The organism is Acinetobacter sp. CIP 101966, from assembly GCF_000369725.1.
In the GTDB taxonomy this organism is placed as follows: domain Bacteria; phylum Pseudomonadota; class Gammaproteobacteria; order Pseudomonadales; family Moraxellaceae; genus Acinetobacter; species Acinetobacter lwoffii_Q.
On record NZ_KB850160.1, the window covers coordinates 1,202,846 to 1,220,152 of the forward strand.

At 42.0% G+C, this 17,307-nt stretch carries 15 protein-coding genes; 6 read left to right on the top strand and 9 right to left on the bottom strand.

Translation table 11 applies throughout. The annotated features are described in order from the left end of the window. Positions 1 to 2: 2 nt before the first annotated feature. From nuoF to ndhC, 5 genes are all read right to left on the bottom strand, one after another. Complete coding sequence (gene nuoF / locus F891_RS11890; protein WP_004280774.1) at positions 3 to 1,334, bottom strand: NADH-quinone oxidoreductase subunit NuoF; 1,332 nt, start codon at positions 1,332 to 1,334, stop codon at positions 3 to 5. Then, entirely contained in the window at positions 1,331 to 1,840 is a 510-nt protein-coding gene (nuoE, locus tag F891_RS11895) for an NADH-quinone oxidoreductase subunit NuoE (protein WP_004280775.1), read from the bottom strand. The genes nuoF and nuoE overlap by 4 nt, the downstream gene beginning before the upstream one ends. A gap of 14 nt (positions 1,841 to 1,854) precedes the next feature. Then, positions 1,855 to 3,642 (bottom strand): NADH-quinone oxidoreductase subunit C/D, encoded by a 1,788-nt coding sequence (gene nuoC / locus F891_RS11900; protein WP_004280776.1) that lies wholly within the window; start codon positions 3,640 to 3,642, stop codon positions 1,855 to 1,857. A 91-nt stretch (positions 3,643 to 3,733) separates the two neighbouring features. Then, the gene (locus F891_RS11905; protein WP_004280778.1) at positions 3,734 to 4,414 is read right to left on the bottom strand and encodes a NuoB/complex I 20 kDa subunit family protein; all 681 of its coding nucleotides are present in this window, start codon (positions 4,412 to 4,414) and stop codon (positions 3,734 to 3,736) included. A gap of 6 nt (positions 4,415 to 4,420) precedes the next feature. Then, positions 4,421 to 4,966 carry an NADH-quinone oxidoreductase subunit A gene (gene ndhC / locus F891_RS11910; protein ID WP_004280779.1) on the bottom strand — a complete coding sequence of 182 codons (546 nt, stop codon included), beginning with the start codon at positions 4,964 to 4,966 and terminating at the stop codon, positions 4,421 to 4,423. Positions 4,967 to 5,538: 572 nt separating this feature from the next. On the opposite strand from ndhC, the gene F891_RS11915 reads away from it, so the two are divergent. Continuing rightward, positions 5,539 to 5,895 carry a hypothetical protein gene (locus tag F891_RS11915; RefSeq protein ID WP_004280780.1) on the top strand — a complete coding sequence of 119 codons (357 nt, stop codon included), beginning with the start codon at positions 5,539 to 5,541 and terminating at the stop codon, positions 5,893 to 5,895. Positions 5,896 to 5,961: 66 nt separating this feature from the next. Here F891_RS11915 and bfmS read toward each other — a convergent pair whose 3' ends face one another. Together bfmS and bfmR are read right to left on the bottom strand one after the other, a co-directional pair. Then, positions 5,962 to 7,632: a sensor histidine kinase BfmS gene (gene bfmS, locus F891_RS11920; RefSeq protein WP_004280781.1), complete on the bottom strand. Its 1,671-nt coding sequence runs from the start codon at positions 7,630 to 7,632 to the stop codon at positions 5,962 to 5,964. Positions 7,633 to 7,674: 42 nt separating this feature from the next. Beyond that, positions 7,675 to 8,391: a response regulator transcription factor BfmR gene (bfmR, locus tag F891_RS11925; protein ID WP_004280782.1), complete on the bottom strand. Its 717-nt coding sequence runs from the start codon at positions 8,389 to 8,391 to the stop codon at positions 7,675 to 7,677. 567 nt (positions 8,392 to 8,958) lie between these two features. On the opposite strand from bfmR, the gene F891_RS11930 reads away from it, so the two are divergent. The 4 genes from F891_RS11930 (at position 8,959) to F891_RS11935 (ending at position 13,808) form a co-directional block, all read left to right on the top strand. Beyond that, positions 8,959 to 11,796 carry a ribonucleoside-diphosphate reductase subunit alpha gene (locus tag F891_RS11930; protein WP_004280783.1) on the top strand — a complete coding sequence of 946 codons (2,838 nt, stop codon included), beginning with the start codon at positions 8,959 to 8,961 and terminating at the stop codon, positions 11,794 to 11,796. Positions 11,797 to 12,068: 272 nt separating this feature from the next. Next, positions 12,069 to 12,194, top strand: coding sequence for a hypothetical protein (locus F891_RS18440; protein ID WP_004732081.1), 126 nt, complete (start codon positions 12,069 to 12,071; stop codon positions 12,192 to 12,194). 60 nt (positions 12,195 to 12,254) lie between these two features. Then, entirely contained in the window at positions 12,255 to 12,383 is a 129-nt protein-coding gene (locus F891_RS18445; protein ID WP_004645881.1) for a hypothetical protein, read from the top strand. A 141-nt stretch (positions 12,384 to 12,524) separates the two neighbouring features. Beyond that, positions 12,525 to 13,808 carry a ribonucleotide-diphosphate reductase subunit beta gene (locus F891_RS11935; RefSeq protein WP_004280785.1) on the top strand — a complete coding sequence of 428 codons (1,284 nt, stop codon included), beginning with the start codon at positions 12,525 to 12,527 and terminating at the stop codon, positions 13,806 to 13,808. Between the two features lie 411 nt (positions 13,809 to 14,219). Here the strand turns inward: F891_RS11935 and F891_RS11940 are convergent, their stop codons facing one another. Then, a complete protein-coding gene (locus tag F891_RS11940; protein ID WP_171066345.1) occupies positions 14,220 to 15,026 on the bottom strand; it encodes a hypothetical protein in 807 nt (268 codons plus the stop codon). Between the two features lie 150 nt (positions 15,027 to 15,176). Here F891_RS11940 and F891_RS17500 point away from each other — a divergent pair. Further along, positions 15,177 to 15,990 (top strand): IS5 family transposase gene (locus tag F891_RS17500; protein WP_100222412.1). Its coding sequence is split into 2 segments (ribosomal slippage): positions 15,177 to 15,563 and positions 15,565 to 15,990, totalling 813 coding nucleotides; the frame shifts between segments, so codons are not numbered across the junction. Positions 15,991 to 16,004: 14 nt separating this feature from the next. On the opposite strand, the gene F891_RS11955 is transcribed toward F891_RS17500, so the two are convergent. Beyond that, positions 16,005 to 17,288, bottom strand: a complete 1,284-nt coding sequence (locus F891_RS11955; protein WP_005263601.1) for a BTB/POZ domain-containing protein — start codon at positions 17,286 to 17,288, stop codon at positions 16,005 to 16,007. Positions 17,289 to 17,307 lie beyond the last annotated feature (19 nt).

A 17,307-nucleotide genomic window follows, 5' to 3' on the forward strand; every position in this document is an offset into this window, starting at 1 on the left:
CCTTAAGCTTGTTCTACGTTGCTGGTTTGAGCGGCGGCATTCACAACCTTCGCTTCAAATTCGCCACGGAAATATTTGAGTGCGCCCATAAGCGGCTCCATTGCACCCGGTGCGTGGGCACAGAAAGTTTTACCAATCCAAAGCTTACGAGTCAGTTCTTGTAAGTGATCGATATCTTCTTTCTTACCTGTGCCATCTTCCAGTGCTTTCAGCGCTTTCACAGCCCAAGGTAAGCCATCACGGCAAGGCGTACAGAAACCACATGATTCGCGTGCAAAGAATTCTTCGAGGTTACGTGTCGCTGAAACCATACATTGGGTTTCATCTACCACCATCAACAAACAAGTCCCTAAACGCGAACCTGCTTTCATGATGCTTTCCGCATCCATAGGAAGATCAATATGCTCGGCAGCCAGGAAGTCAGTCGATGCACCACCCGGTAACCATGCTTTCAGTTTTAAGCCGTCACGCATACCACCCGCATGGTCTTCAATCACTTCACGTGCTGTCGTACCAAATGGAAGCTCCCATAGACCCGGGAATTTTACCTTACCTGATGCACCATAAATCTTGGTGCCTGGATCTTTCGACTTACCCGCAGACAAGTTGATATACCATTCAGGACCACGCAGCATGATGGCTGGTAAGTTGTTGTAGGTCTCTACGTTGTTGACAATCGTAGGACGACCCCAAGCACCTGCAACTTGCGGGAATGGCGGTTTAGTGCGCGGGTTGGCACGGCGACCTTCTAGCGAGTTAATCAATGCAGTTTCTTCACCGCAGATATAACGACCCGCACCGGTATGCACGTGTAACTCGAAGTTCCAGCCTGTACCAAGGATGTTATCCCCTAAGTAACCTTTGGCACGAACTTGCTCAAGTGCTTCATTTAAGTACTGAGCAGCTTCAATGTACTCGCCACGGATAAAGATATAACCGTGTGTTGCTTCAAGCGTATAGCCTGCAATCAGCATGCCTTCGATCAATTGATGCGGAAGATCTTCCATCAACAAACGGTCTTTAAAGGTACCTGGTTCCATCTCATCGGCATTACAAATCAGGTAACGTGGACCTGAGTTGTCGTTTGGCGCCATCAAAGACCATTTGATACCTGCCGGGAAGCCTGCACCACCACGACCTTTTACAGTCGCTGCCTTAACCACTTCCAATACATCTTTAGGCGACATGGTCAGTGCTTTTTTAAAGCCTGCATAACCTTCCAGCGCTTCGTAATCATCTGCATTACGTACGTTGGCTTGTTTGCTTAAACGCCATGTTAATGGATGCGTTTCCGGGTTACCGTCGCCATAAATTGGTTTTGGTTCAGTATTCATACATACTTCTCCAACAGCTGTTTCACCGAAGTCACTTCAACCAGACCGTGCGTGTCTTCATCAATCATTAAGGTTGGACCTTTGTCACAGTTGCCCAGACAGCAAATTGGCAGCAAAGTAAAACGACCATCTGCAGTCGTTTGACCAAACTGGATGCCTAATTCGCGCTGGAATGCTTCTGCCAAAGTTTCCGCACCCATCAGGAAACACGCAATCGAATCACATAATAAAATTACGTGACGACCGACCGGCTGACGATAAATACGGTTATAGAACGTTGCCACACCTTCAAGGTCTGCAACGCTCATGCTCAGCATTTGTGCGATGGCATTCATTTGCGCATCATCTACCCAGCCATTACGGCGTTGTACACACTTCAGCGCATCTAGACACGCTGCACGTGGGTATGGGTAGTGCCCCATGTGATGTTCGATATCGTGAATTTCGTCCGCAGTCAAAATTCCTTCAACATTCACACGTGGCTTTTTATCAGTCAAAATCATCATAATGCGTTTACCCCTTAGCGATCCACGTCAGCCATTACGACGTCAATGGTCGCTAAATAAATGATTAAGTCAGACATAAGGCTGCCGTTAATCACAGAAGGCATTTGCTGTAAATGCGTGAAGGTTGGTGTACGGATACGGGTACGGTAACTCATGGTTGACTTGTCTGAAGTCAAGTAGTAATTCGACGCGCCTTTCACCACTTCTGCCATCACAGATGCTTCACCCGCCGGCATTACAGGACCCCAAGATACGCTCAGGAAGTGCGTAATCAAGGTTTCAATATCTTGTAATGTTTTGTCTTTTGGTGGTGGAACAGCCAATGGATGGTCTGCTTTGTACGCACCAGACGGCATATTATCTAAACATTGTTTGATAATTTTCAGTGATTCTTCGATTTCACGGTAGTGAACGATGACGCGTGCATAGGCATCGCCTTCATACTCAACCGGTACTTCGAAGTCGTAATTTTCATAACCGCTATATGGGCGGTATTTACGTACGTCAAAGTCGATACCTGTAGCACGTAAACCTGTACCTGTTACACCCCAAGCCAATGCAGATTTTGCATCGTATTGCGCAACATTACGGGTACGACCCACAAACACCGAGTTTTTCAGCGCTGCAGTATGGTATTCCTTCAAACGTTTCGGCATCCAGTCCAGGATTTCACGGATCAGATGCTGCCAGTTGTTTGGAAGGTCGTGTGCAGTACCACCGATACGGAACCATGCCGGGTGCATACGGTAACCGGTGATCGCCTCAATCGCGTCATAGATTTTCTGACGATCGGCGAACATGTAGAAGACTGGCGTCATACCGCCGGCATCCTGAATCGCAGTACCAATGAACAGCAAGTGGTTATTGATACGGAACAGTTCAGACATCATCACGCGGATACATTGCGCACGGTCAGGTACAGTAATACCCGCCATTTGCTCTACGCCAAGCACGTAAGGCATGTTTTGCGCACAACCACCGAGGTAGTCGACACGGTCTGTATACGGAATGAATGAATGCCAGGTTTGACGTTCAGCCATCTTTTCCACACCGCGGTGGTGATAACCGATATCAGGCACACAGTCTTTCACTTCTTCACCGTCCAGCTGCAAGATCACACGGAACGCACCGTGCGCAGATGGATGGTTCGGACCCAAGTTCAGGAACATGAAGTCTTCATCGGCATTGCCGCGCTTCATACCCCAATCTTCAGGGACGAAGCGAAGATGTTCCTGTTCGTAGTCCTGTTTGGCTTTATCTTGCAAATATGGCGTATATTCAGTCGCACGTGCAGAATATTCTTTACGTAGCGGATGACCTTCCCAATAGGTTGGCAACAAGATACGACGGAGCATTGGATGCCCTTCGAAATTGATCCCGAACATATCGTAAGCTTCACGTTCGTACCAGTTGGCATTTGGCCAAATATTGGTTGCTGTTGGAAGATTCAAATCGCTTTCAGCTAAAGCAACTTTAATACGAATGTCAGTATTACGCTCGAGCGACAACAAGTGATAGAACACTGTGAAGTCAGACGCAGGTAAACCGTCGCGGTGCGTACGTAGACGCTCATCTACCGCTGACAAGTCGAACAACATCACGTAAGGACGTGACACTGTACGCAAGAACATTAAAACTTCTTGTACACGTGCGCGCTCAACCCAGACTGTCGGGAAATCCTCGAAAGTCGTTTGCACAAAGAAGTTCTCACCAAATTTGGTTTTGAGTTCTTCAATGATGGCAAATGCTGGGCGTGAATCAACAGACGTTGATTCTGGCATAGCAATGTCAGTTTCAGCCATTGGCTTGGCTTCCTATTTAATACAAATTCAGTCAACCTAAACGACAATTACACCCATAGCGGGTGCACAACAAAACAACCTGTCGTTTAAATTATTTAATTTCATCCATAGAGCGTAAGTTCTTCACAGCAACACGCTGGTCTTTCTTACGGTCACGTTCCGGCATCATCTTTGGCTTATACACTGGCTTAAGATCATCACCGATCACCGCAGAAAGCGGACGACGCTCTAGTTGAATCTGGTCTTGCAACAGCATTAATGCCTGAATCAAAGCTTCAGGACGTGGTGGGCAACCTGGAATATACACATCGACCGGGATGATTTTATCCACACCTTGTACGACTGAATAAATATCGTACATACCACCTGAGTTGGCACATGCACCCATTGAAATGACCCATTTTGGTTCAAGCATCTGTTCGTACAGACGCTGAATTACTGGCGCCATTTTTACGAAGCAAGTACCCGCTACAATCATTAAGTCCGCCTGACGCGGTGAAGCACGGATAACCTCGGCACCAAAACGTGACAAGTCATGCACGCCGGTCAAGGTCGTTGCATATTCTACGTAGCAGCAAGATGTACCAAAGTTAAATGGCCAAACTGAGTTTTTACGACCCCAGTTGACTGCTGTATGTACCACATCCTCTAAGCGAGTCATGAATACATTTTTATTCACTTCTTCTTCTAGCAACGGATCTTCTACAACAATACGTTCCTGAAGTGGATATTGGTCAGCATTCGGATTCGCACGGGTTAATGTATATTTCATCCCGTCTTACTCCTTATCAGATAATTGAGTTTGTGACTTTTTCACAAAACCAGATGATTGAGCCGGGATTTGACCCGTTGGATCCATCACCAATTCTTCAATCGAGTTGAAGCGCGTAATTTCTGCAAGATCCATATTTGGCGAACCAATCTTAGCTTTAATTCCTGCTGCCTTACGTCTGTCTGAAGGTGCCCAATTGAGTGCGCCTGTCGATAATTCGTAAATCAAACCAACAAGTAAAACTATGATAAAGATAGCTGCAGTTGCAAAACCAATCCAACCTACCTCACGAACAGAAACTGCCCATGCATATAGATAAAGTGCTTCTAAATCAAACACCACAAAGAAAATTGCAACTAAATAGAACTTTGCAGACAAGCGGATACGAGCTCCACCTGCGCTAACTACACCTGACTCAAACTGCTCCTGCTTGGCACGGCCCCATGATTTACCCCCGAGGAGTAATGGGACAGTCAGCATAAAGACGCATAAAAATGTAACGCCGATCACGAAGGCAATAATTGCCCATTCGTATGGAGTAATAGCACTCATGCGGGGATAACTCCTGGCAGGCCTATTTGTTAACAAAGAATGTATGTATTGGCCTTCAAATACACCAAACACAAAATTAATCCCGCCAATTGTACCTGATTTTGGATTTCACTTGCTAGTTTATAAGCCTTAGTCTTTGGGATGATTTTTTAGACATTTCAGCATTTAATTTGACTTTAATCATTCAGAATTCGTTTTAATCGTTTTCCTAAATTAAATTTTAATTATCTATTAATTTTTCTATAAAGAGCACTTCCAGAAAATAGGCTGATCGATGAGCTGCTTTTCTCGCCCACCCATTTAGATATAGTCTTTTTCACTATTGAATCCAAGTTAAATCGGATAAAAACTTATTTTAACAACTATTTTTCCTTTCAAACCATTTGATTTAACTTGATATTTAATATGATTTTTTATATTTAACTGTTGCTTTACCCCCTGCAGCTACTTGGTAATCTTGGATTGGCAATTGTGTCTTTTTGCAACATGCTCAACGGACTGATTCAGAATATGTTATTTCTATTTCTAAACCACATCATGACATTAATAAAGTAACAATAAGGAGTCCTTGCATGTCTCTACGCTTTTCCCATCGACCTAATTATTTTTTATTTGCCCAGTTACTGGTGCGACATATCCAAGATTATGTTCAGAAACACCCCAATATGAGTCAGGTCGCTTTTGACTTGCGCGATATTCATGCACTGTTTCAAGAAGATCATGCCTCCTCCAGCATTAATCTGGATGGCATTATGAATATCGCTGACGAATATAAAGTCGAAACGTTATCAGGCGACCAAAAACTGATTCAGCGTTATAACGTCGATGCGAAAAATACCAAACTGGTGATCGACTTTAACTCTGAAGCGCTACAAAGCTTAAAAGAGGGTAAATCACTCATTGAACCTGATGCGACCATTCAGGAATAAAATCTCTTCCAATAAAAAACGATGCTGATGCATCGTTTTTTTATGACCAAAATCATTTACACAATATCAAGCTAAATGATCACTCGCTTCCTCTGGCTTTTTTTCCAGCATTTTGCGCTTACTCTTCTTGACATAACGTTGTGCCGGCCAGGTCATGGTAAAACGCGCACCACCCAAGCTCGGACTTTGATCCACGTGAATCTTGCCACCAAACCAGTACGCAATCCGGCTGACAATGGATAAACCCAAACCATAACCACCCGAAGCACGGGTGCGGCTGTCATCCAGCCGGGCAAAGGCTTCAAAGACCCGGGCACGATCCACTTCCGGAATTCCCGGGCCATCATCTTCAACAGAGACATAGGCCTGACCATCCTGATCCAGACCACCACTGATCAGCACCTTATTGTCGCAATAACGCACCGCATTGCCGACCAGATTCTGAATTACGCGATGCAGATAACGGCGTTCTGCCTCAACCACCACATCAGGCATTGAATGTAGCTCAATGATTTTCTGGGTTTTTAATGCTTCAGTTTCCAGAGCTACCTGATTCAGCACTTCAAACAGATTGACCTTTTCAAACTCGATCGAAGGCATGCCCTGTTCTAGCTTGGCATAGGTCATGATCTCGTCAATCAGGGTATTCAGCGCCTCAATATCTTTATCAATCTGTTCGACCTGTTGCAGACGATAATCGTAATCATCTTCATCTGCCATCATTTCCACACCAAAACGAATCCGTGCTACTGGTGTACGCAGTTCATGCGACACCGCACGCATCAGTTCACGCTGGGCTTCAATCAGGCGCTGAATATGATCAGACATATTATTAAAGCTAGAGGCCAGCGTTGCCATTTCGTCACTTCCTTCTACAGGAAGACGCAATGACATATTACCGGTTTTCATTTTGTTTAAGGCATAGCTGACTTCACGCAACTTGCGCTGCATCGGCACCAGCAAACCATACACCCCCAGACTCAGCACAAACAGGCTCAATAAAGTAATACCGGTGGCCAACTGGAATGGCATCCAGTTAAACAATGGCACCGGCCCCATCACCAAGACTTGTGAGGTCGAACCTGGAATTGGCGAAATAATTGAAATGGTAGTGCCACGGATTGAGGCACTATCCCGATACAAAATGATGCTATGGTCCAGACGCAGACGTCCGATTTGCTCGGAGTCTAAAGGTAGATTCTGGACGTTTTCGATGGAAACCGGATAAGAAAAATAATCCTGAATACGAGCCAGGTATTCTTTTTCCTGACCTGGATAGTAGACCAGATAATCCAGGATAAAGACTGGTAAGGCCTTCATCTGGCGCTCAGTAATGCTGTCGGCCTTAATATAAAGGTAATGACCCGGGTCATCACGCAGCCCAACTACAATATAGGCAATACCCGATTCAGCGTCCCAACGCACCACCGCTTTTCGTTCGGCAATACGGCGCCCTTCAGCACGGGTAATGTCGACCTTGCTGGCTTCTACATAGTGAATGGGCAATTCCAGCAAATCGGAGGCATCAGAAACCCAATCCATTTTTTGCTGGAGATTTGGCTGGCGTGCAACCCCCTCACTGATGATATATGCCATACCATCAGTCAGGGATTCGCGATATTCTTGCGCACGCTGATAGTTGATAATCTGTACCAACAAATAGCCGAACACCGCCACCAAGACGACAAGGATGACGAGTCCTGCGTATATACGCAAAAATATACTGTGTTTAAACACCTATAATTTATCCTGCTTGTTCAAGCAACAAACCACATTTGCTTAAAGACCATTGGTCTCTTTAACAAAAAGATAACCCTTACTACGTACTGTTTTAATACGCTTCGGATTTTCTGGATCGTCACCGATTTTTGGACGGATACGAGAAATACGCACATCGATTGAACGGTCTTGGCCATCATATTCGATACCACGTAAACGCTCGAAAATATCTTCGCGAGAGAGAATACGGCCAGCATTCGATGCAAGCAACCATAACAGGTCATATTCTGCGCTGGTAAAATCAACCAGATCGCCATTTAAGGTCACTGAACGACCGCCGTTGTCGATGACCAGATCATCAAATTCGATGCGCTGTGCCACTTCATCTTCAGGTACCTTATCAGTACGGCGCAATAATGCACGAATACGTGCCAGCAATACACGCGGCTGAACAGGCTTAGCGACATAGTCATCTGCACCCATTTCCAGACCTAAAACCTGATCCATGTCTTCAGTACGCGCAGTCAACATCAAAATCGGCTGATGATAATGTGGACGCACTTCACGGCAAATGGTCAAGCCATCAGCACCTGGTAACATTACATCCAGCACCACCATATCTGGCTGCTCGGCAATAATCCGACGAATGGCACGGTTACCATCCGGCTCTACCCCCACCTCAAGTCCGTTACGAATGAGGTATTCTTGCGTTAAACGAGCAAGACGCTCGTCATCTTCAACAATTAAAATCTTGGGTAACTTTTCTTCTTGGCTCATGTATTGCCCCTTATTTGGTGGATCTACGCTATAGGCGTATCCTTTTGAAATCCAATAGATACGTTTTTAATATGCTTGCAATATACACACGTTTACATTGTAAACAAGATAGCGTTCACCAAACTGATACATCAAAATAGCATTTTGTAATATTTTATCGGGCACTTTTTGGACAATTATGCTTGAAACAGTGGCTTAGATCTGATTTTCGATTTACACAACTCTCACATGGACAAAATATGACTGCTTGATTCAGCAGTTTTTAGTTATCCACAGTGTTATCTATAAGCAGTTTCTTTGGACTTTGTTATGCTATGCCTTGCCTGATAAGGCTTATACAAAAATCAATAAAAATAGCGATATTTTTACAAGGATTAAAGCACAACTTAAGAAAAATATTTAGCTAAATGTCAATATTGATCTACCCTAAATTTTCCCGTATCTTGTGTTCAATTAATTTTAAAACCACTAGGTCTTGTGTTTATTCCTCAAACACTGTGGCACGAATTTTGCCCAGTTCAAACGGTCCATAAACATAAAAATAGATGACAATGGAGCTATGCTAACATGAGCGTAATCACTTCAACTCCTGGTCAACTTCAGGTGATTAAACGCACCGGTGATGTTGCCGCTTTTGATGCAGAAAAAATTTCTGTCGCAATTGGTAAAGCGTTTTTGGCGGTTGAAGGCCAACAAAGCGCTGACTCGAGCCGGATCCATGATCGTATCGAGCAACTGACGGAAATGGTATTAAATACCTTTAAACGTCGCTTACCTTCTGGCGGAACGATTCATATTGAAGAAATTCAAGACCAAGTTGAACTTGCGCTAATGCGTACGGGCGAACAGAAAGTTGCACGCTCTTATGTCATTTACCGTGAACAACGTTCTGAAGCACGTAAACAGTTAGGTGCACATCATCACCCGACCCTGCAAATTACCGATGCTGAAGGCAAACTCAAGCCACTAGATTTAAGTGCTTTAACTGCGCATGTTACTAAAGCAGCAGAAGGCCTTGAAGGGATTGATGTACAAGCCATTGTCGATGAGACTGTGAAAAACTTGTACAACGGCGTAAAAGAGTCTGACATCTCGACCACGATGATGATGGCGACCCGTACCCGTATTGAGCAAGAGCCTAACTATACGTATGTGACTGCACGTTTATTGCGTGATGACCTGGTTGCGACTGGTTTGAAATTCCTGGGTCTACCTGTAGATACAGTTGAAGGTGATGCGCTAGAAACTTACCTGAAAAAAGGGATTGAGCTTGAGCTTCTTTCTCCAGAGTTGTTGAACTTTGACCTGGCGAAACTGGCTGCTGCGATTCAACCGGAACGCTCGAATCAGTTTACTTACTTGGGTCTGCAAACTTTATTTGACCGTTACTTCATCCATTCAGATGGTGTACGTTTCGAACTTCCGCAATTGTTCTTTATGCGTGTTTCTATGGGCTTGTCGCTCAATGAAGAAAACCGCGAAGACCGCGCGATTGAGTTCTATAACTTATTGTCTAGCTTCGACTACATGGCTTCTACGCCGACCCTGTTTAACTCAGGTACGCTACGTCCACAATTATCTAGCTGTTACTTGACTACAATTGATGATGACCTGTACGACATCTATGGCGCAATGCGTGATAACGCAATGCTGTCTAAATGGGCAGGTGGTTTAGGTAATGACTGGACGCCAGTTCGTGCCTTGAACTCATACATCAAAGGTACAAACGGTAAGTCGCAAGGTGTTGTTCCATTCCTTAAAGTAGCGAATGATACGGCTGTTGCGGTTAACCAGGGCGGCAAGCGTAAAGGTGCAGTATGTGCATACTTAGAAACCTGGCACCTGGACATCGAAGAATTCCTTGAACTGCGTAAGAACACTGGTGATGACCGTCGTCGTACCCATGACATGAACACTGCGAACTGGGTTCCTGACCTGTTCATGCAACGTGTATTCGAAGATGCTGAATGGACTTTGTTCACCCCTTCTGAAACGCCTGATCTGCATGATTTGACTGGTGCAGAATTCGCTGAGCGTTATGCACATTACGAAGCGATTGCCAAAGAAACAAACATGTTGCACAAGAAAATCCGTGCAAAAGATTTGTGGCGCAAAATGCTGTCTATGCTGTTTGAAACTGGTCACCCGTGGATCACATTCAAAGACGTATGTAACCTGCGTTCACCACAACAACACGTAGGTGTAGTTCACTCTTCTAACTTATGTACAGAAATTACGCTGAACACCAGCAAAGAAGAAATCGCAGTATGTAACTTAGGTTCGATCAACCTGGTACAACACGTTCAAGGTGGTGTTCTTGATCGTGAAAAACTGGCACGTACAGTTAAAACTGCGGTTCGTATGCTCGATAACGTGATTGACATCAACTACTACGCTGTTCCACAAGCACGCAACTCGAACCTGAAACACCGTCCGGTTGGTATGGGTATCATGGGCTTCCAGGATGCACTGTATGAGATGAACGTTGCTTATGGTTCTGATGCTGCGGTTGAGTTTGCTGATGAATCGATGGAAGTGATTTCGTACTACGCGATTTCAACATCTAGCGATTTGGCTGTTGAACGTGGTACATACGAAACATTCAAAGGTTCATTGTGGGATCAAGGTATCCTGCCAATCGACTCGCTTGATCTGGTTGCGAAAACTCGTCCAGAACGCATGTTCGAAGTCGACCGCACTCAACGTTTGGATTGGGACACTTTACGTGCCAAAGTTCAAAAAGACGGTATGCGTAACTCGAACGTGATGGCAATTGCTCCGACTGCAACAATTTCAAACATCTGTGGTGTATCTCAATCTATCGAGCCTACATTCCAGAACTTGTATGTGAAATCAAACCTGTCTGGCGAATTCACCGTGATTAACCCGTACCTGGTACGTGCGTTGAAAGAACGCGGTCTTTGGGATGCTGTGATGGTCAACGACCTGAAACACTTCGAAGGTTCTGTGCAAAAGATTTCCCGTATTCCTGAAGAGCTTAAAGCCATCTTCGCGACTGCGTTTGAAGTTGAAACTCGCTGGATCGTGGATGCTGCATCACGTCGTCAAAAATGGATCGACCAAGCGCAATCTCTTAACCTTTACATCGCTGGTGCAAACGGTAAGAAACTGGACATCACTTACAAGATGGCCTGGTTACGTGGTCTTAAGACGACTTATTACCTTCGTGCATTGGGTGCGACTTCTGCTGAGAAATCGACAATTAACACTGGTGCATTGAACGCAGTTAAACCTGCAACTGTTGCGGCTCCTGTTGTAGCAGCAGCTCCTGTCGTTGAAGCACAAAAACCTGAAGCTCCTGCAGAGGAAGAAGGTTTTGCTCAAGCGGCGCCAGTGCCAATGGCATGTTCAATTGACAATCCTGATTGTGAGGCCTGTCAGTAATCTGACAGGTTTTAAATCCTCCCCGACCCTCCTTTAATAAAGGAGGGAGAAAATCCCCCTTTCCAAAGGGGGACTTAGGGGGATTACGAAATTCAGGCAATAAAAAAGCCCTCTAGCGTCCGTCAAAACTAACTAGAAGGCTTTCAATCTCGAAGTGATACCAAGATGGTCACAACGAGGCTGGCATAAGTAAATGCATGAACGGATTGTATCATCGATTCGAGAAACGAGCCAGTAAGAGTCATCTTGAATTTGTAATGGAGATTATCTCTATGGCTACGAAAAAAGTTTCTCGTGATGCAGGAACTGGTCGTTTCGTAACTGAAGGCTATGCAAAAAAGCATCCTAAAACTACAGTTACTGAAACAATCAAGCCTAGTAAATCATCTAAAAAATGATTTAAACGTGAATCCTAGTTTCGGCTAGGATTCACAAACTAAAAGTAAAAGGAAACCTCAATGCCACATATGACTCATAACTACATGTTAGGACTTGCGGCATTGCTGATTTCCTTTGGTATTACCTTTTATTTACCTATTGCTTACTTCTGGTTCAAAGTTCGCCAGCAGCGTAAGCAAAATAAGTAGTGGGGATTATTGCTCCTGTATAAAACTAGAGCATTCATCGACAAAACTTAATTTTGCTTACACAAATTAAGCGTATAGTAAGACATCTCAGCCAAGCTGAATGTCTCATAAAAGATATAAAGCAACGTAGAGAGAATTGATATGTCTATCCTAAGTTGGGACGATTTCGAAGATGATTCGCAAAAACCGGCTGCACCTGAACAGCAGCCTGCGCCCGTCGAGCCGCAAAAAGCGACTAATTCACAGATGGTATCTGATGCAGACAACGCATCGCCGGATGTGGCAGCTGCACAACCCCTTAGAGCCACTCAAAACCGAGGATCAAATCCAACCGATTCGCTGGCAAGAGCATCTGCTTCCCTAGAGCAGCTTGATGTTGCACCGGGTCTGGAAGAGCTTGAAATGGGTGCGCAACGCGTTCAGGTTGATGACAAGGCGATGATCAACTGTCGTGCAGACTTGAACCAGCTTGTACCGTTCAAATACGAATGGGCTTGGCAGAAGTATCTGGACGGATGTGCAAACCACTGGATGCCGCAAGAAGTCAACATGAACCACGACATCGCGCTGTGGAAGTCTGAAAATGGCTTGACTGAAGATGAACGTACCATCGTAATGCGTTCACTTGGTTTCTTCTCGACTGCCGATTCACTGGTAGCAAATAACTTGGTGTTGGCGATTTATCGTCATATTACCAACCCTGAATGCCGTCAGTACATCTTGCGTCAGGCGTTTGAAGAAGCGATTCACACGCATGCTTACCAATACTGTATCGAGTCGTTAGGCATGGATGAAGGCGAAGTCTTCAACATGTACCGCGAAGTACCAAGTGTTGCACGTAAAGCGGCGTGGGGCCTGAAATATACCCAGTCTTTAAGTGATCCTACTTTCAAAACTGGTACACCTGAAAATGACCAGATCCTGCTTCGCAACCTGATCGCATTCTACTGTGTCCTTGAAGGTATCTTCTTCTATTGCGGTTTCAGCCAGATCCTGTCGATGGGCCGTCGTAACAAGATGAATGGTGTTGCAGAGCAGTTCCAGTACATTCTGCGTGATGAGTCAATGCACCTGAACTTTGGTATCGATATGATCAACCAGATCAAGATCGAAAACCCGGGTCTATGGACCACTGAATTCCAGGAAGAAATCATTCAGATGATTCTTGAAGGTACGATGCTGGAAATCGAATATGCACGTGACACTATGCCACGCGGTGTACTCGGCATGAATGCTGGCATGATGGAAGAATACCTGAAGTTTATTGCCAACCGTCGTCTGGCGCAGTTAGGCTTGCCTGAACAGTTTGCTGGTGTGAACAACCCGTTCCAGTGGATGTCAGAGATGATGGACTTGCGTAAAGAGAAGAATTTCTTCGAGACGCGCGTAACAGATTACCAAACTGGCGGTGCGTTAAGCTGGTAAGGCTTTTTTAGCGTAAAACGACATATAGAATGTCATTTACGACACATGTATGTCATTCGTTAGAATTAAAAAAATAGAGCCTTTGGGCTCTATTTTTTAATTTGGTTATTCGTGCAATAATTTTGAGACTTATTTATCACAAAGATAATTATCCAATTGACTCAAAACTGAAAACTCGACTGAATCAAAAGCAAATACACTTTTTAAATTATTGAATGCTATCCCTTTAATATCTGGATTTAAACTTGATATCACTACTAGTACAGCCTTTAGCAAATATTCTGTTGAAAAATTATTAGGATTTAATATTTTCATAACCGATAAATATTTATCCCATAAAATTAAATGTTCTTTACTAATTTTAGTAACAAGATCTCTCTCACTTTTTTTCCCAATGCCGCAATAAATAAACTAAGTTGAAATAACAGATTCTGGTTTATAAGTATTTTCATCTTCTAGAAGTTTATATATTAAAGTAAGTAATGTGTTTGCACTAATTTTTTGTATATCAACATAAAGAAAAATATCCAGAAATAGCTTATATTTATCTTTAAAACCGGAATGTATAAACATTATCTTATCAAAAAGATATTGGAAATCTGTATCTTTGTAGTCTAAAACCTCAGATCCACTTAGAAAATAATTTAGGGATTTACCCAAAAAATCCAATCTCATATTTAAATTAACAATACCTAATTTACTTACGTGAATTAATTTTTCCTGTAAAACATCTTCTGCAAAAATATTTTTTTCACTCAAAAACTCAAGAATATTAAATATATTTCCAGTCCGAATAACATTATTCTCCATACAAATCAAATTTCTTAAATAAAGATCATCAGTAATTAATACCCCTTTCTTATCCTTCAAGGGTTGATCATATTGTAAAAAACTGTCCTCATTTAGACGTATTAAATCCAATTTAGTAAGATTATTTTGTATAGCTCTTAAAATTTCTCCTGCAATCTGACGATAAGGAGAAAGTGGAGAATGTGTTGTAAGATTAAGTTTTTGAAGAACTGATTCTAAAATAGAAAATTTTGGTAATGATTGTAAGAAACTTTCAAGAAGCTCTAAATCATTAAGAATTAGCAATGAAGTTTCTTCAATTAACAGAATATCAGATGAATCAATCAGCTCATAAAACTCATTTTGATGCAGTTGAGGGGAATGTATAATTTTAAATTCTAGTTCTTGGTCTGTAACAGATTTTGACAAAAACCATGTAGTAAAAATATCCCTAGTATCCTGTAAATACTGTCCTCGCATAAAGAAAGGTATTGGTAATTCACCACTTCTGAGCTTTTGCTTATTACTTTCCCATAATTAGATCTCTTGCGAAAGTAAAAAATTGTTTATACTAGCCCCATGAAATATGAAAATTTAACTCGATTTAATGATGGGGAATTTAAACGACTCGTTGGAGTTCCTCGTCCATTATTCTTAAAAATGGTATCGGTGTTACAACACGCTGAACTTGCCAAGAAAAAATCTGGAAGACCTCATTCGTTGTGTTTAGAGGATCAATTGTTGTTAACTTTAAATTACTTACGCTGTTATAGAACTCAAATTGAGTTATCCGCTGACTATAACCTAGCTGAAAGCAATGTGAATCGTACTATTCATAAAGTTGAAAATGCTCTGATTCAATCACGGATTTTCGCATTGCCTAAAAGGAATCAAAAGTTTAGTGAGGGGGATTATGTGATCGTTGATGTCACTGAGTCACAGATTGAGCATCCCAAAAAAACAAAGAAAATTCTATAGTGGTAAAAAGAAGAAACATACGCTAAAAACACAGGTCATTTTTAACCCAAGACTAAAGCAAATTGTAAGTATACAGGTCGAAAGTGGCAGAAAACATGATCTGACGATTGCGCGTAAGTATTTTAAGGAGATGATCATTTATCCTTGTATTATGGCAGATTTAGCCTATAAAGGATTTCATCAGATTAAGAGTAAGTTACTCATTCCAATCAAGAAACCTAAGAATTTATCATTACCCAAAATAGCAAAACAGATCAACCAAGAAATCAGTCGGCGTAGGATCACAATTGAACATATCAACGGCAAACTTAAATATTTTCGGATATTAACAGAACGCTATAGAAATAGACGGAAACGATTTGGTCTAAGAATGAATTTAATTGCTGGAATGGTGAACTGGACGCTCTTAAATTAACTTTCGCAAGAGATCTATTCAATTTGTTCTGGAGTAATACCAAGCATATTTCTTAAAGACTCTAATAATCCTTCTGCACCTTCATCTATATTAATATTCCCCATTTTAAAGACTGTTGAATCAGGAAATTTTTCTAAATATTTATCTCGTCTTTCAGTATAATCTGAAACTTGTTCATCATTTTCGAATGGACATAAGAGCGTGCATAACTGCAAGTAATCACCCTCTTGATCACAATTATTGTGATCAATAAATTCTCCGTACTTTAAAACAGCAGCCTTTAATTTTTGCTCATATTCAGCCCTGTTCATATAAATAGCAATAAGTCGTCTAATGATAAAAATTTTATCTAGCACATTAGTAGAATTTATTAGATTATCTTCGAGCAGTTCCACAACATTATCAATTAACCCTAATGAAAGAGATAAATTGATAAAAAAATCTTTTTCCTGTTTACCTATATTTTCCGATTTAATTACCTCTTCAAAAGTCTTATAAGCAACCCCTATTTTCCCTTGATTCTGTAATGCTGCTGCCTGTACTAACCTCCATTTAGAAACTGCTAACCCTTTATCAATATTTTTTATAGCCAATCTTTCTGCATCAGCCCAGCGCTCTGTAGTGATAAACGCTTGTGCAAGATCTAAATACCTTTCTTCACTAAATTCTCTTCTTTCTAATACTGTCTCTGCCAACTCTATTAATTGGTTAGCAGCCATACTTTCTTGAGGATCTAAATATCTAATTAGTTGTTCTGCAATAACTAAAGGTTTACCTAGATTTATATATTTTTGATATAAATCTTGGGTAAACTCCTTATGTCTACTTCTATCCTCATTAGATTTTTTGACAAAATCTTGAATCGCAATAAATGCCTCACCATCAGGGAATGATTTTACAATTTCTTCATATCTCGTAGCTAAATCCTTATTAAACATTGCATCTGCAATTTCAGCACCAATACAAAAAATAGCTGGAATATTTTCTCTCGAGGAGTTTAATAGAATACTTTCATATTTCTCAATCAATGACAGGCATTGTCTAGATTTTTTCAAATGATTATATGAAAGAATATGCATACCGCACTCAACAGCGTCTAGTGACTCTAATCTTTCAAGTAAATCGATAACTTTTTGATATTGTCCACAGTTAAACAATATAAGGACATATATTCTTATAATTTCTGAGTGCGCTGTTCTTTCACTTAATATCTCATCAAAATAGCAAGTAAGCTCTTCTAATTTATTAAAATATCCATAAATTAAAGGACTGATAAGTTGACAAAAATAACTAAACATGCGAAAAGACATTTTTGGT

What these genes read in the sequence shown, in the direction of transcription:
- nuoC (WP_004280776.1), bottom strand. Translation starts at nt 3,642, where the DNA reads ATGGCTGAAACTGACATTGCTATGCCAGAATCAACGTCTGTTGATTCA.
- ndhC (WP_004280779.1), bottom strand. Translation starts at nt 4,966, where the DNA reads ATGAGTGCTATTACTCCATACGAATGGGCAATTATTGCCTTCGTGATC.
- bfmR (WP_004280782.1), bottom strand. Translation starts at nt 8,391, where the DNA reads ATGAGCCAAGAAGAAAAGTTACCCAAGATTTTAATTGTTGAAGATGAC.
- F891_RS11935 (WP_004280785.1), top strand. Translation starts at nt 12,525, where the DNA reads ATGTCTATCCTAAGTTGGGACGATTTCGAAGATGATTCGCAAAAACCG.
- F891_RS11905 (WP_004280778.1), bottom strand. Translation starts at nt 4,414, where the DNA reads ATGAAATATACATTAACCCGTGCGAATCCGAATGCTGACCAATATCCA.
- F891_RS11915 (WP_004280780.1), top strand. Translation starts at nt 5,539, where the DNA reads ATGTCTCTACGCTTTTCCCATCGACCTAATTATTTTTTATTTGCCCAG.
- F891_RS11955 (WP_005263601.1), bottom strand. Translation starts at nt 17,288, where the DNA reads ATGTTTAGTTATTTTTGTCAACTTATCAGTCCTTTAATTTATGGATAT.
- nuoF (WP_004280774.1), bottom strand. Translation starts at nt 1,334, where the DNA reads ATGAATACTGAACCAAAACCAATTTATGGCGACGGTAACCCGGAAACG.
- F891_RS11930 (WP_004280783.1), top strand. Translation starts at nt 8,959, where the DNA reads ATGAGCGTAATCACTTCAACTCCTGGTCAACTTCAGGTGATTAAACGC.
- F891_RS18445 (WP_004645881.1), top strand. Translation starts at nt 12,255, where the DNA reads ATGCCACATATGACTCATAACTACATGTTAGGACTTGCGGCATTGCTG.
- F891_RS18440 (WP_004732081.1), top strand. Translation starts at nt 12,069, where the DNA reads ATGGCTACGAAAAAAGTTTCTCGTGATGCAGGAACTGGTCGTTTCGTA.
- nuoE (WP_004280775.1), bottom strand. Translation starts at nt 1,840, where the DNA reads ATGATGATTTTGACTGATAAAAAGCCACGTGTGAATGTTGAAGGAATT.